Source organism: Leptolyngbya sp. FACHB-36, assembly GCF_014695955.1.
Lineage (GTDB): Bacteria > Cyanobacteriota > Cyanobacteriia > Leptolyngbyales > Leptolyngbyaceae > FACHB-36.
The window spans coordinates 1-15,197 of record NZ_JACJPG010000648.1; the positions used below are offsets into that span (position 1 = coordinate 1).

At 53.0% G+C, this 15,197-nt stretch carries 10 protein-coding genes, 1 tRNA gene and 1 pseudogene; 4 read left to right on the plus strand and 8 right to left on the minus strand.

The window, feature by feature from the left end; all coding sequences use genetic code 11:
• The 4 genes from H6F43_RS19955 to H6F43_RS23250 all read right to left on the minus strand — a co-directional run.
• On the minus strand, nucleotides 1-1,767 hold a 1,767-nt coding region (locus tag H6F43_RS19955; protein WP_190344750.1), incomplete at its 3' end, for a TIGR02921 family PEP-CTERM protein.
• A gap of 35 nt (nucleotides 1,768-1,802) precedes the next feature.
• Nucleotides 1,803-3,299: an exosortase O gene (gene xrtO / locus H6F43_RS19960; protein WP_190344752.1), complete on the minus strand. Its 1,497-nt coding sequence runs from the start codon at nucleotides 3,297-3,299 to the stop codon at nucleotides 1,803-1,805.
• 220 nt (nucleotides 3,300-3,519) lie between these two features.
• The gene (locus H6F43_RS19965; RefSeq protein WP_190344754.1) at nucleotides 3,520-4,398 is read right to left on the minus strand and encodes a DNA-formamidopyrimidine glycosylase; all 879 of its coding nucleotides are present in this window, start codon (nucleotides 4,396-4,398) and stop codon (nucleotides 3,520-3,522) included.
• 27 nt (nucleotides 4,399-4,425) lie between these two features.
• On the minus strand, nucleotides 4,426-4,797 hold the full coding sequence (locus H6F43_RS23250; protein ID WP_190344756.1) for a photosystem I reaction center subunit IV: 372 nt from the start codon (nucleotides 4,795-4,797) through the stop codon (nucleotides 4,426-4,428).
• Between the two features lie 961 nt (nucleotides 4,798-5,758).
• Here H6F43_RS23250 and H6F43_RS19975 point away from each other — a divergent pair.
• Nucleotides 5,759-6,580 (plus strand): SDR family NAD(P)-dependent oxidoreductase, encoded by an 822-nt coding sequence (locus H6F43_RS19975; protein ID WP_190344758.1) that lies wholly within the window; start codon nucleotides 5,759-5,761, stop codon nucleotides 6,578-6,580.
• 393 nt (nucleotides 6,581-6,973) lie between these two features.
• Here H6F43_RS19975 and H6F43_RS19980 read toward each other — a convergent pair.
• From H6F43_RS19980 to gshA, 4 genes are all read right to left on the minus strand, one after another.
• Nucleotides 6,974-7,046: transfer RNA gene (locus H6F43_RS19980), tRNA-Met, on the minus strand.
• A 139-nt stretch (nucleotides 7,047-7,185) separates the two neighbouring features.
• On the minus strand, nucleotides 7,186-9,285 hold the full coding sequence (locus H6F43_RS19985) for a peptidoglycan DD-metalloendopeptidase family protein (protein WP_190344760.1): 2,100 nt from the start codon (nucleotides 9,283-9,285) through the stop codon (nucleotides 7,186-7,188).
• Between the two features lie 782 nt (nucleotides 9,286-10,067).
• Nucleotides 10,068-10,529: a tRNA (cytidine(34)-2'-O)-methyltransferase gene (locus tag H6F43_RS19990; RefSeq protein ID WP_190344762.1), complete on the minus strand. Its 462-nt coding sequence runs from the start codon at nucleotides 10,527-10,529 to the stop codon at nucleotides 10,068-10,070.
• Nucleotides 10,530-10,691: 162 nt separating this feature from the next.
• A complete protein-coding gene (gene gshA / locus H6F43_RS19995; protein ID WP_190344764.1) occupies nucleotides 10,692-11,840 on the minus strand; it encodes a glutamate--cysteine ligase in 1,149 nt (382 codons plus the stop codon).
• 358 nt (nucleotides 11,841-12,198) lie between these two features.
• On the opposite strand from gshA, the gene H6F43_RS20000 reads away from it, so the two are divergent.
• The 3 genes and pseudogenes from H6F43_RS20000 to H6F43_RS20010 form a co-directional block, all read left to right on the plus strand.
• Nucleotides 12,199-13,749, plus strand: a complete 1,551-nt coding sequence (locus H6F43_RS20000; protein WP_190344766.1) for an ammonium transporter — start codon at nucleotides 12,199-12,201, stop codon at nucleotides 13,747-13,749.
• 244 nt (nucleotides 13,750-13,993) lie between these two features.
• A complete protein-coding gene (locus H6F43_RS20005; protein WP_190344768.1) occupies nucleotides 13,994-14,746 on the plus strand; it encodes an SGNH/GDSL hydrolase family protein in 753 nt (250 codons plus the stop codon).
• Nucleotides 14,747-14,805: 59 nt separating this feature from the next.
• Nucleotides 14,806-15,197, plus strand: a pseudogene (locus H6F43_RS20010) (SagB-type dehydrogenase domain-containing protein); the annotation flags it as partial.

The window sequence follows — 15,197 nt, forward strand, 5'->3', positions numbered from 1 at the left end:
CGCAAATCGCTTGCCGCGTGGCAGTTGGTAGTCGGTCTGCGCAACGGGCGCTGCTAGCACATGAGCACCCCAAGGTAGAGTCATCTGATGGGTAGTGGGCGGTGTGTTCTCCGCTGGAAGCGTTGCCGGGAGCCATCGATCGGAGGCGCCGACGGTCTTACCGTTAATCTGCCGCTTGGTCGCGCTCGTCCAGAAGATATTGCGCTGCTCCCGTAGTTCAGGCAATTGCCAACCCGATGATTGCTTCAGCACCTTATAGCGCAGCCAAAGATACAGCTTCGGCTGCTCCATCAAATTTAAGGATCGGGATCGCTGCATAACGGGCACTGGAAACGCTCTCAGACGGTACTGCTGGGGACCCACCTGCTCTAGCAGTGCTGGATCGACGCTCTGGCGCACCTGATTGTTGTAGACCTGCTGAGCAGCTCCGCGCGGCGAAATGGTAAACGGATACTTCTTAGGCACCTTTGCTTCATCGCTCAGCCACACGCCAGTAATCGCGGCGCTTTCTGGCAGCGAGAAGTAGTAAAGCACTTCCTCAGGCGCAGCGGTTTTGTTCTCGTACACCTCATAAATTTCCACGTCCGCCCAGTCTCCCTGCGGCGTGACGGTGATGCGCTGCTCTTCCAGCCACACTCGCTTCTGGTTGATATCATCCAGTCCTGCTTGTGCCTCGCTCCGATTGAACGTGGACTGCAAAGCTTTTTGAATCGCAGGCTGTTCTCCTCGCAGAATCGGCGTATCGAAAAACTGGGCGTAGAGTTGGGCCGCTTTGTCAACGTCTGCCGCGGTGCCCTGGTAGGTGAACGGAGCCATCAGAAGGTTAAATCCGTTCTGAACCTCCTGTGCTGTAGCCTTCGAGAGATGCAGCGTGCTTTGGTAGAGACTACCCATCTCGTTGCGATCGCCCGATCGTGGATAGCGGTAGGGAGACAGATAGGCATTGAGTAAGCCCCTGCGAATCGTGTCCGACTTTTGCAGCACTGCCTGTCGCTCTCGATCGCTCTGTGGTGCAGGATCCAGTAGGCGAAAGGTTTCAATCTGAGGCTGCTGCTGCAACAGCAAGAACACTCCCAACCCGCCAGCCAAAACAGCGGTCATGAACGCCCAGATCTGCCATGCTCCGTAGCGATTTCCTAATTGCCTCAGAGTGCTGTCTAGCGATCGGGCATACATCAGCGCTGTGCCAAACGGCAGCGTGCACAAGCCTGCAACCAGAACCGTCAAGGGCAGCAGTCCGATGGCATAGGGCAGCAGGGTTGGCAGCGCGGGCACTAAGACTACGATCGCAGGCGGCGCATAGAAGGCAGCGATTGCCATGAAATAGATCGCGATCGTCAGCACCAGCGTTTGACCCGCTAGATGCCACAGGCTAACCTGCTTCGGATCGTCGCACCGACTAAGCAGCCAGTGACCTGTCGCGATCGTGCCAACCACCAGCACCAGCAGCAGAAACGTCGTCAGCGGTGTGAGATCACGCAGCCAAAAAAACCGGGCGATGCAGACCATTAACAACGGTGCTTCGATCCCGTAAAACAGCTCAAATAGCGTTGTCGGCTGTCGCACTTGGGTCCGCCAACCTGCAATTACGCAGGTCGTCGGAACTCCAACCAAGCCAAAAAACGTGAGGAGAAAATTGAGCGGCACCCGCCCCGTAGCGGCATCTACCAGGAGCCCCAGCCCCGAAAAAGGCAGCACTCCCAGGTAAACAATCAGCAGCAGCGTTGTATTGAACGTCCAGAAGAAAATGGCGAATAAAGTATTCATGACTTTGTGGATAAGCGACAGCGCAGACAAGCCAATCAGGACTTTTGCAAGGTCTGACCGAGCGATCGGTAAATGTCCGCCACTAAGACTTGCAGCGTTGGGTCATCAGCACTATGAAATTGGTCAAATAGGATCGAAACCAGTGTCCAGGACGACTGCTGCCGTGAGGCTTCTTGCCAAAATCGAGTCAGAAAGTCTCCTGTTGTTTGGTTCGGTGATTGAAACCAGTAGACAGCCGTGTGCGTTTTGTCGTTCAGCGATAGCCAGCGCGTCAAGGGTCCCGCCGCAAATTGCTGTGGAGCAATGTGATCTAGGTGAAACCCACTACCAATTAGACAGAGTTCTGGGGCGTGGTGCACCTGCAAACTGGGACTCGCGACTAGCAAAATCGATCCGGTCGATCCTTGGTAATCGAACCGCTGCTTGTGCACTACCACACCGGGATGTGTGGCAAAAAAGCGTTGCTCAACGGGCGTCAGCGGAATGGTTTGGAGTTGCGCCGCGATCGACCAATGCAGCTTCGTCACGTCGGGCACTGTAGGAGCAGGCGGATGGGGAACGAGCGTGAGGGCTAACAGGCAGGCGGCGAGAAGGAAAGGAAATGTTGAATTAGAAATGAGTTTTGAATCATCGCGATCGCCTCGACTTTGAGCAGCCTGGCTCCGTGGCACCCAGCGCAGAAGTCCGAGCGTAAAACCGCAAGCCGCGATAAACGCGATCACGCCTAAAGGCATGTGCAACATGTCTGCCAGAGCAGGCTGATTCCACACCTGCACCAGCAGAACCATCGTCAGAACTCGGGCGACGTTGGCAAATGCCAAAATCCCCAAGTTTGCGACAAACACCATCAGCCAGCGCAGTCCGAACCGTCGCCGTTCTAACCAAGTCACTGTTAGCAAAAACAGCGTGCCTGTCCACAAACTCCTCAACCCGCTACAGGGAAAATCTACCTGTGCAATTCCGGTGTCGAGAACAATGATGTCTTCTGAAGACAGCGCCGCAACGTTCCAGGTTTTTAGAAGGAACTCAACGACGTGGGCGGTGAGAATGCGGGCTGGAAATCCTAGTCCGCTAGTGAACTGCACGCCAAAGGGCAAAATCAGAGCGATCGCAGCCCCGATCGGTAATCCTTTCCGCCAGGTAGCAGAGTCTAGAAACAGTCCCAGCAGCCCGTATGCGCTCAACAGCGCTAGCACGATAGGCACTTGCTCCAGGATGAGCACCCAGCGAGTGACAATCGTTCCGATCGCGCTGCTAACTAGCAAGAGCAGCGGACCCCAGCGGAGAATCGGGACCGTCGAGACGCGGAACTGCTGTCGATGACGCACGCCCTGAATCACTAGGAGTGCAACCCCAGCTAGCAGCATGGCTTGATTAAACAGCGAAATTTCCTGAGCGGTCTGAATCAGCCAGTTCAGCGTGGTCCAATTCAACAGCAGCCAACTCAACAGCAAGGCAGCTGTGCCCAGTTGTTCTAGTTTGCCAGAGCGCGTCGATCGACCATCCAGACGAGCCAGATTGTCGCTGGTCATGCAGGGGTTCCTCCTTAATTGATTCGTGACTCAGTGCTAGCAGACAGAAGCAACAAATACGATGAGTAGATCCCTGAGAAAATTTGTGCGGCTGACTTCACGATCGTCACGGGGCATTTCGGGAAGCGAGCGCGAAATTGCGAAATCTTTATTGGCTTATGAAGTTTGCGTAAATAGTCGCTTAGAAAACCAATGACTTAGCTTTCAGCCAGCTTAGAGTTCATTCACTCTGACGAAGACGCGTCAACATTGCCGAGGGCTGACAGCTTGGGCAAAAGTGCGCCGATCGTCCTGCCAATTTAAGCCGTTGAATGATTGTGTCACAGGTGCGGCAGTGTTCTCCATTACGGGCGTAGACCCATGCCATCCCGCCGTAGTTCCCGTTTACGCCTTCGACATCGCGGAAGGTGCTGATAGTAGTGCCTCTGGCGTCAATGCTTGCTTGGAGCACTTGGAGCAGGGTCTGGCGCAACCGCTCAATCTGCGATCGCTCTAGCTCGGTACACAGCGTTTGGGGGTGAATGCCACTGAGAAACAGCGCTTCATCCGCGTAGATGTTGCCAACACCTGCGACCAAAGCCTGATCGAGTAGCGCATTCTTAATCGGACGCCGCCTCTGCCGTAGCTGCTCCTCTAAGTAGCTGACGGAAAACTCGTCCGAAAAGGGTTCGGGTCCCAGCTGTTGTAGTCCGGTAATCACGTGCTCAGGCGGTTGATCGGGTGGCACCCACCACATCTGGCCAAAGGTCCGCTGATCCACAAACCGCAGCTCTTTATTACCTGCGAAGAATAAGCGAACTCGCGCGTGTTTTTGCAGCGGTTCCGCTTGGTCAAGCCACAGCAGTTGTCCAGTCATGCGGAGATGAACACCAAGCCAGCCAGCCGGGGAGTCCGGCGTGAAGAGTTCTGCCAGCAGGTATTTACCGCGTCGGTGCCACTGAGCGATCGCAGTCTCTTGCAATCCCACCAGAAACTCTGGCACAGAAAGAGGGTGGGCAATGGTGCGATTAAGCAACACTTGCCCACCCAGAATTGTTTGATGCAGAGTCACATGATTTAGACCCCGCCGAACTGTTTCAACCTCAGGTAATTCCGGCACAGCGGACGTTAGCGCGTCAGTTCTACCTTAGCGCTTTTCAGTTCCCTGGTTACCGCCACCTTCTACCAGCGGATCGCTGTTACCTGATTCCTGAGTTCCTGACGTCGGGGCTGCCTGATTGGGAGACTTGACGCCAGAACCCGTCTTGCGTGCGCGTTCGTCGATGGGAGTATCCGTGCCAGTCGGACGACCGCCGGCCTTCTTCTTAGGCGGTTCGACTTCCAACACTTCGCCTTGAGCGAAATTATTGGTGTTGACGCCTGCGTAGTTTACGCGATCGAAGCGAACGATGACTGGATACTTGATTCCGCTCTGGTCAATAGATGCGACAGTGCCGACATCTTGAAACCAGTAGGACTCTTTGCGGAGAATTCTGACTTTAGAACCGCGTTGAACCATGAGTGTGTTTTCCTTTTGTTCTTAAGTGTCAACTCATACGGCTTTGTTGCTATTCACTCTACTACGGAGTGGAGAACCATTTGCCGCCGGGGTTGGCACTCGAAACAATCCGAAACATTCTGGCACTAAGTGAGTCAGCAGAGGCAGCGTAAGCGCAGCCGAAGTCAGCATATCAACGTAGCCTCCTCTTCCATCCAAATTTCAAAGAGTTGCATCCCAGATTTCAAAGAGTTGCATCAACTTCCTAGAAAGGGTAAAGGGGTACGAGCTTTACAAACATTACGCGACACGCATTCAAATTGAACGAATCCAAACACACGGAATTTACTAACCGTTAAATTGGCGATTCTAGAGCGATCGCTAGGACGCATCGAACCTGAGTGGCAGTACCTAGCTTACAAGTGGCAGCCACCTCAACACTTGGATTGAAGCCCCTTGCCCCAGCGCATCTCTGCCTAATAGCAACAGATAGGCACTAGCGAGAGCAGCATTGCCTCCACTCAGAAGGCTGACGGGTTTCTCATTTCTTGGTCGTTGCAACCATCATTTACAGAAGCAGTGGAATGAGATGACAGTAGAAGCAAACGCAGTCACTCGCTGACAATCCCGACTCAGCAACGTTCCTGAGAGGCTTGTATCAGATCATCACAATTCAGGCTTCTTGTTAATAAAGATTGCAGCCGCTTGATCCCGTTGTTACAGTGTGCAGGTCAATTACAAATTGATTCTCGCTTTCAGCAGGGCACGACTCATGCTTGATCTAAACCTAGGCGATCGTTCTATTCGCTAATTCCAAAGCACTTGTGGATTTAAGTCATCGCGACATTTAACACCCTTCTCACTCATCCGTCGCGATCGTCAAACAACAGCACTACATCACGATCGACCTTGGGGTTATTAGCTCTGTTTCAGTTCAGCAGAAACTGGCGGCACTATAAACCCTCACTATTGGAGGCTTAGCATGAATCTTCAGGGAAAAACGATTCTCGTTACGGGAGCGTCTCGTGGCATTGGTCGGGCAATCGCGCTGGAACTTGCCCATCAAGGTGCTCAACGGCTGATTTTAGTTGCACGGACGTATCCACGCTTAGTCGAAGTTGCAACCGAAATCGAAGCCTTCGGAGTCGAAGCAGTCCTCTTAGCTCTAGACCTTGCTCAACCCAGAGAAGTCAACATTGCGATCGCGCAAGCCTGGCGCGATTATGGACCGATTCATCTGCTGGTTAACTGCGCGGGCGTTGCCTACCAAGCACCCTTTTTACAGTCTCAATTACCTCAGGTGCAGGAGGAAATCGCCATCAATTTGATGGGAATGTATACCATCACTCGTCTGATTGCTCGACGCATGGCAGTGCAGCGACAGGGCACGATCGTCAATGTCTCCAGCCTGATGGGGAAAATTGCAGCCCCTACAATGGCAACTTATTCTGCAACCAAGTTCGGAATTCTGGGATTTTCGCAAGCTCTGCGGAGCGAGCTATCGGTTCACAACATCCGAGTCATCGCCTTACTGCCCTCACTCACGGATACTGATATGGTGCGAAACTTCCAGTGGTTTCGCTGGGTGATTCCAACTACGCCTCAGATAGTGGCTCAAGCCCTCGTACGCGGACTACAAAGGGGCACACCAGAAATCTTGGTGGGATGGCAAAGTTATCTTGCGGTCTGGGGCAACCGTCTGATGCCTGGGATGATGGAAAGGGTTTCACGATTAATGGCTCCCTTGTCTGAGAAGCAGCACATCCTTGAACAATTTAAGAAAGCCGTAGCAAACTCGCGCTGAATGAGTGTTTAGCAAAGCGCTCAAAATTGCTTCGCTAAAACAGTATCGCCGCCTCATCGATCGGATTTCCCGTCGCCCGGATCGAGGCACCCGCTAAGCTGTCGCACTGCGATGAGTGCGACAGCGCTGTAGTCTAGGTTGAGCTACCAAACTTAGGAGCACGTGCAAATGGGCTACGCTGTCGCCAACCCATTATTTTTCAGAATATATCTGAACTCCCACGGCCAATTTTAATTGTCCATTCGGCTGAGAGATTCTGCTGATCATGACTTTGCCTAAAAAGTAGGGCTGATTAACGGTTGTTGGTAAGGATTAGCGACCCTGACTAAAGGCAAATAACCCTGCATTTCTCTATGTATCTGGAACGCAGGGTTATTTAACTGCATGAAAAAATGGCTCAGGCGGGATTTGAACCTGCGACCTTGGGCTTATGAGTCCCCTGCTCTAACCACTGAGCTACTGAGCCTTGATGTACAGCTTTAACAGCTTAACATAGTAAATCCAATAGTTGCTACTTCACCATTGGCTATTAGCACAGCAAGCCAGGGAGGGAGACTTAATCGCCTCCCTCATCCTGCGCGTTCTATCGCCGAACGATCATCGTGCTAGGCTCCACCCCTGGGCAAGTGCGCCATCGGGTTAACAGAGCCATGACCAGGAAGATGCACTTCAAAGTGGCAGTGAGGACCTGTGCTGTAGCCTGTGCTGCCCATCTCAGAGATCTGCTGCCCTTGCTCGACCTGTTGTCCTTCACGAACTAAGATGCGCTCGTTGTGAGCGTACAGAGTAACGCTGCCGTCTGGGTGCTGGACCTCAACGAGATTCCCATACCCACCAGAGTTCCAACCTGCCGTAATCACAACGCCAGACGCCGCCGCTACAACAGGCGTTCCAATTGGTGCAGCAATGTCAATTCCCTTGTGCATCCGGCCCCAGCGCCAACCGTACCCAGAGGTCAAGACACCCTTAGTGGGCCAAATGTAGCCAGCAAATTTACCTGAGCTGTTTGGCAGGTAAGAATCCACTGATCCCAACGGCGGTAAATCGGGCGACACCATCTGCCCTAGCGACGAGGGAAGCAATGGCTCGTAGTTCTGCGATCCGAGTGGAGCTGCCGCAACTAGTTGCGGCTTCGCAGTCTTCTCTGCCTCTGGCGCTTTGGTAGCGGCAGCGATCGGCGCTTCAATGCGCTCGACCGAGTTCTGCCGCAGTTTACGAACCTGAGTCCGCAACGACTCTGTATATCCGCTCGGACTGAACTCCGGATTAACCCGGTTGGATGCTGCCGTAGTCGGTGACGTCGTGGAACTGAGCGAAGCTGTCGCAACCATTGCAGTTGGCTGGCTGGGTACAGAACTTGCTGTTCTGTACTTTTCACGCAGCTTCACAATTTCAAGCCGCAAGTTCTCAACGTAGTCATACCGCTGTTTTGGTGCAGCTTCCTCTCCATTCTGAACGAACGGTGCCGTGGCAACTGAAGCATCATCAACGGAGCGAGCGATCGCACTTGGGCGGCTCAACTCAACCTCTCCCTTGGACTTCTCGGACAGAGTGGGGAGGGGCGCAATCGTTGTTGGCTCGGAGACTGCTTTGGCCGAGTCAGAGCGTTGAGAACCTGCGACAGTCGCGGCGGGTAAACCAACCAGATTGGGATTGCCCGAAGTAATTGCCCTAGGCGAACTGGCGCTCTGAGCAACAGGTGACTGGCTGATTAACGTGCTGGAGGTACCCAGCGGCAAGCTAGAGCCGACCGAGGCGCGATCGCTCACAGATACCGCAGGTATCTGTAATACCTGATTCACTCGAATGACGTTTGGATTAGAAAGCTGATTTGCCTCAGCTAACTGCTTCTGAGTAACGCCATGAGCGTTAGCAATTCCTCCAAGCGTGTCTCCGGCTGCGACTCGATAGCCAGCAGAAACCGCTGTTGGAAGTGATTCTGTCTGGACAATTTTGTCTGTCCGGGCAATTTTGTCTGTCTGGGAAAAGCTGGTTGGCTCCGCGGTTGCTAATTGCTCCGACGGTTTCACAGTTTTTAACTGCTTAAGCCCTAGGCGAAGATTTTCCCGTGTTTGCTGTAGACGGCTTAGAGCAGTGTCCTGCTGGTCCTTCAACACAACATCGGTGCTGCGAGCTGAGCCAGCCATCGCACTTTGTGCAGCAGGCGACTGCGCGCTTGGAACCATACCGTAGTACTCAGGAGCAGCGCTAACCGCTACATCAAGCCGAGTCGTGGAACGGGCAATTCGACTGCTAGTCGGAATCTTGAGCACCTGTCCGACACGCAGAACAACCGTCGTTGGGATGCTGTTCTCATCCGCAATCGTTGCTGCATCTACTCCATAGAAGCGTGCGAGCTGCCAGAGAGTTTGCCCATCCTGAACCGTGTGCTCGACGCTTGTTGCAGCAGCGTCAGGAGTTAGGGTACTGGAAGCGGTCTCTGTACCAGGGGCGATCGCGACATCGACTGTCGAAGAAGCAGTAGATTCGCTCGCCACAGGCTCAGCCGCAACTGCAGTATCGTCGGGGCCAGGTATCAGCAAGCTGTGAGCGCCTACCGAAATCGCTAAACCAATGACAGCAGCAGAGGTGCGCACACGCCGATTACCCTCTGAAGTAGATTGCTTGGGTTGACCTGTCAGCACGTCAACTTCGGTTTCACAGGAAGGAACAGATTTAACCTTCTGCGGAAATGTTCGTTCCAAAAAACGACCTCCTAAATGTCCAGCGTTCAACTGTCCTTGAGTCATCTAACTTACCACCAGTCGATGATTCAAATCACTATTGCAGGTGATCCCAATCACTGACCGCAATCACTTAGGCAAGATTACCCTGCTTTCTCAATTTAGACAAGTTAACATCCATTAGAAATTGCGATCGCACGTTATAGATGACTTTACGGTAAGAGTTTTAGGCTTCTGTCAATGCTGAAAAAATGGTTGAATCCCTCTTTTCAGCGTTGACGCCTCAAGGTAAAGGCGCACCATTAATATCTACGTAAGCTGTCGCTCCCTTCAGAAAGACTCGCGTCTCTTGAAGTGCGCTGAGTGCAAAGATACACCCGATTTAAGGACTTTGTCAGACAGATTTGCTCAAAGATTCAAAAAATCACTTTAGCAACACACATCACCATTTCTTAACAGACATTAAAGGCAAGTCTAGCCTTCAACAACCGTGAAACTATGCAATATACCAGAGATGAAACCAGCATTTCAGCTTAGATCGTGAGACGCACGACTATGTAACAACCTACGCAAATTCTCATCAAAACAGCTATCCACGCGTTTTTCTACCGCGAGATAGTACATGTGTTTCTTAAAGCAGGAATGCGCTCTTCAATAGAAATTTCTTATTGCGTCCTGACAAAGCCAGCACGGGCAATAGCATAGATTTTCAACTTTGTTTGTGCTGAAATAATGAGTTTAATGCAGCAGCAAGCACAATCTATCGCTTAATAGCCATATGGGAATAAAGTCCTGAATTAAGATTATTCTAGATATCCCAATTGCCGACGCGCCTCAAAAAGTCCTACAGCAACGCTGACAGAGAGGTTCAAGCTGCGTACATGCGGTTGCGACATGGGAATCCGAACGGTTTCATTGCACGCCTCCAGCATTGAGGCTGACAACCCGACTGTCTCACTGCCAAAGAGTAGCCAATCGTCGGGTGCAAATGAAAACTGAATATAGCTAGAGCGTCCTCCAGTGCTAAAGCCAATCCAGCGTCCGTTTTGCTGCTGCCGAACCGCTTCAAAAACTTGAATTGACGGGTGATAGTGCAGCTTCACGTACGGCCAGTAGTCTAGCCCTGCCCGCTTGAGATAGCGATCGCTAATTTCAAAGCCAAGCGGTCCGACGAGATGTAGCTCAGTTCCAGTTGCTGCACAGGTTCGAGCGATGTTTCCAGTGTTTGGAGGAATTTGCGGGTGAACTAGAACAACCTTCAGCATCCGTCTAGAACTGCTTTATTTATTGAAGTTGGGCAGGCTTGAATCATAGATTTCTTTTATCTTCAAGCCTTTGTGAAGAACTGGTTAAGCACTTTGAGAACAACTTGCTTTTTGTCTTGAGAAGTGCATGTCAGCTTTAGCTGGAGCTGAATAGGCGGTAGCTTACGCAGCAAGGGGGTGACAGAGATCGTCTTGCAGGGCCAGTTCCTGGTTTGCGGCCTCTTGGATTGCTTCCTGCATGACCTGCCGAACTGGCACACCCTGGCTATGACGTTTCAACCAGCGTTGTGCTTCATTTCCTTCGCGCAGAATTTTCTTGAGCGGCAGTAGAAAGCAGCTAAAGCCGTTAGTTTTTGCGATCGCCCAATTCTCTTGATAGAGTTGCTCAATCCAATCCCGTGCCGAAATTACGCTGCCGTCCTTCCAGTGGCGTAGCTGAGCATCTAGGCTAAATTTTGCAGCGGCAATTTCGTTCTCATCGGCCAAATCAACCAGATCTTGCGATCGTGTTGCGGCAGGAAGCTGGCTCTGTTCCAAGGGGTCAAGACCGGGATTTTGCACTAGCTGTAGCAGGCGGGCTTCAAGCAGCGCGGCGATACCTAACAGCGCCACTGGATCAGCAACTAGGTCGCAAATGCGGAGTTCCAACCGATTGAGGTTGTAGGGGCGACGATCGCCGTTCGGACGCACAGAGGACCACAGATGGCGAACGTTTTGCATGGTTCCTGCGGCAAGCTGCTCCTCGGTCCAGCAGACAAAGTGAGCATGACTTTCAAACAGTGGCACAGCAGCAGGCGTTTTTGGAAACATGCCCCAGCGCGTGGAATGATATCCGGTTGCTGCACTGTCTAGAAAGGGCGACGAAGCACTCAATGCTAGATACAAAGGCGCCTCCAGCCGAATTAAGCGACAGGCTCGCATCAGAGTTTCTAACTCGCTAATGCCCACATTGATATGAATGCTGGCAGTGACTACGCGGGTCCCGTAGGTCTGCTCGATATAGCTGTGGTAGGGATTACTAGGGTCGGAGCGTTGAAAGTGATCACTACCGCCCAGCGACAGAGTGCTGCCCGGAATGAGGGTGTAATCGCCTAACCGTTTCAGGTACTCCCGTAGGCGAACGCGAGGGCGCACCAAATCACACAGCAAGCGCTCATAGCGGTAGCAGGGAGGCGTAGTGTACTCAACATTACGGCTGTCAGGTTCTCGGACGAAGCCTTCGATCGCTGCTACGATCCTGTCCGACAATCCAACCACGTCACCCCCAGGGGTGCTTGTGTAAATTTCAACCTCGAATCCCTTCGACAGCATTCGTTCTTCCTAGGTTCAGCAGTTCACTCTCTAGTATCCGAGAAAAGATTAACGATGCGTCTACCGCGTGGAAGGTCCAAGGGTAAAAGGTTGTAAAACTTTAACTATTGTATAGAGAAATATAAATGTTATTTTTGCTACAGAATTACCTGGCGTAGATTGGTGCAATCACTCTAAATGGGTATGCATTTTGGTGGATGCTTACGCTGCTCAGCCTACCCGATAGCAGCGTGAATCAGGCTCTATTGATGCTTGGCATCAGCATCCGCTACCCACAAGAATGGGCTGTACACTGCTTTAGCTGATTTGAGTGCGCTGTTCGTTGGTTCGGTGTTCTTCGGAAGGAAGTTTGAGAACAATGTCTAAATCTACGCCTCACGGGCGATCGAGAAAAGCTCGGCGTCTTACTAGCCGCTCAACTGGCTGGCTAAATTCACTCCGGGAGAGTTGGCTAACGTTTGCCACGTTAGAGCACGGTAAATCTCGTTCTAATTTTCCTAAGCTGATCGCAGCATTCGGCTTGCCCCTGATTGCGATCGTGCTGCTGAGTTTGCTGACTGGACCTCTGGCAGAGGTAGCGGTCGCTCAGACACCTGCTGCTGAACCTCCCCAGCTAGACACAGGCGACACTGCTTGGCTGCTGACCTCAGCTGCCTTTGTACTCTTGATGACGCCGGGGCTAGCGTTTTTCTACGGTGGGTTGGTCCGATCACGCAACGTGCTCAACACCATGATGATGAGCTTGATTGCGATGGGGATTGTCGGCGTTACCTGGATTCTGTGGGGCTACAGCCTCAGCTTTGATGTGACGCTGGCAGAAGGTCAGACCTTTGCTGACGGGATTCAGAAGTTTATAGGTGGATTGGGCTGGCTGGGTCTAAACGGCGTTGCCTTCGACGCGGCTGACCCGATCGGGTATGCTCCCACGATTCCTCACCAGGTGTTCATGATCTACCAGATGATGTTCGCCATCGTCACTGTGGCGCTAGTGTCTGGGGCGATCGTCGAGCGCGTCAGCTTTAAAGCCTTTTTCTGGTTCATTGTGCTGTGGTCTACCTTCGTGTACTGTCCGCTGGCTCACATGGTGTGGGGTCGCGGACTGCTAGGCTCGATGGGCGCTTTGGACTTCGCGGGCGGCACCGTCGTGCACATTAGCTCTGGCATCTCCGCGCTAGTGGCTGCCTGGATGATTGGTCCCCGTAGAGACTGGATGGTCAAGCCTGTGATTCCGCACAATGTGCCGTTTGTGCTGCTGGGCGTTGGGCTGCTGTGGTTTGGTTGGTTCGGCTTCAACGCGGGTAGTGCGTTGAGTGCGGGAGCGCTGGCGACGGTTGCTTTCGTCGCAACGACGACTTCCGCATCTGCTGCGGGTCTGGCATGGGCAAGCGCAGAGTGGATTTTGAAAGGAAAGCCTACGGCGATCGGCGTTGGCAGCGGCTTTGTCGCAGGTTTGGTGGGCATTACCCCCGCAGCAGGATTTGTAACGCCCGTTTCCGCGATCGCAATTGGAGCCATTACGGGTCTGGCTTGCTACTTCGCTGTAAACCTGAAGGCAAAACTGCAATTCGATGACTCGCTGGATACCTTTCCGATCCACGGCGTCGGGGGTGCGGTTGGAGCAGTTCTGACAGGCATCTTTGCTACTAAAGCTGTGAATGCGGCGGGCAATAACGGCTTGCTGTACGGTAACCCTGGTCAGCTTGTGACCCAGGTGGTTGCGGTGATCATCGCGGCAGTGTTTGCGGCAGTGCTGACGTTCGCAATCCTGAAGCTGCTGTCCTTGTTTATGGACCTGCGGGTGTCGCCCACGGTGGAAGACGAGGGACTGGACGTTCACGAGCATGGCGAAGGCGCATACGGCGAGGAAATTCCTGGCGAAATCGCGTTTGCAAAGTCGGCTGAGCAGTAGTTTGTAGTCAGTAGTTCGTGGTCAGTGGTTCGTAGCTGCTGGATTCGACTGCTTACAATTGACCACTGACGCCTGACTAGCGCTACTTTCCCTAGGTGATTGCTTTTGATCGCATTAAACTGCACGCGATTTGCAGAGTTTGCTACTAAAATCTGGTTCAAACCGCGCGAATGTTCAATCTGTGTCTAAGCAGTTTTCAATTTCTCGTTGGGCTATCCTGGCTACCGCTGCAAGTGCGCTCTTGATGTTGGCTACGCTGCTGCTGAACCGGGGTAGCCCAACGCCGTTGCAGGTGAATGCCTCAGCGATCGAAGTTTCGCAAACCGCGCCCACTCCGAAGCTGGGTCCCCGTCTACAGCTCACGTACAACCAGTGGGTTGCGCTGCTGGGGCGGGAGGCAAAGGTGGCGGCAGAGGTCCGACCTATGCACCTGACCGTGCTGGCGGGGGACTCGCTCAGTCTGTGGTTTCCCGATGAGCTGCTGCCTGTGGGACGTCACTGGCTAAATCAAGGTATTTCTGGGGAAACGTCAGCAGGGCTGTTGCAGCGCCTGAAGCTGTTTGACCAGACTCAGCCAGATACCGTGTTTGTGATGATTGGCATCAATGACCTGATCCGAGGCGTGCGCGAGGAAACGCTGCTGGCGAATCAGCAGGAAATTATTCGCCACCTCAAAATGGCGCATCCCCGCTCCAAGCTTGTGGTGCAGTCGATTTTGCCTCATGCGGGCGATCGACTTCTAGACACCACAGCTCCGGAAGCTTGGGCGAGCCGTCTGGCAGCGTTCTCGAACGATCGCATTCGATCACTGAATCAGCAACTCGCCCAGATTGCCAAGGATGAACGAGTCAACTATTTGGACCTGCATCCTGACTTTGTGGATGCTCAAGGCAATCTTCGTGCTGAGTTAACGACCGATGGGCTACACCTGAGTCGGGCAGGATACGAAGTCTGGCGATCGCGCCTACAAGCTGTCAGCCTCAGCGGAAGTCAGTAGGCAAACCCCTGGCTGCAAATGGCAAGATCGAAGCGGACCTCCTTCACTCCTCAGTTGCTATGCCGGACCTCACAGCCTCGATCGCCCAGCATTACCACGAGCGAACGAAATACGACCCCGAAACGATCAACGCCAAAAGCAAACCGCTGGATTGGGACCAGCAGCCTGTGCCGTTCAAAGAGTACAAGATCGGGTTATCCATTGACCTGAAACCTTACTTAACTGGCGATCAGCACAGTGCTTCTAGGTCGGTTGATGATTGGTGGCGACGGCTTTCCCAGTTCCTTGTCTACAGCTACGGACTGACGGGCATGGTTCCAACAGGTGGTGAGCCACACTACCTTAGAGCCGCTCCCTCTGCAGGTGGGCTGTATCCGGCAGAGCTCTACTTGATGTCTCGCGGAACACCGCTGCTGCCCGCTGGACTTTACAACTATCAGGCGCGGACCCA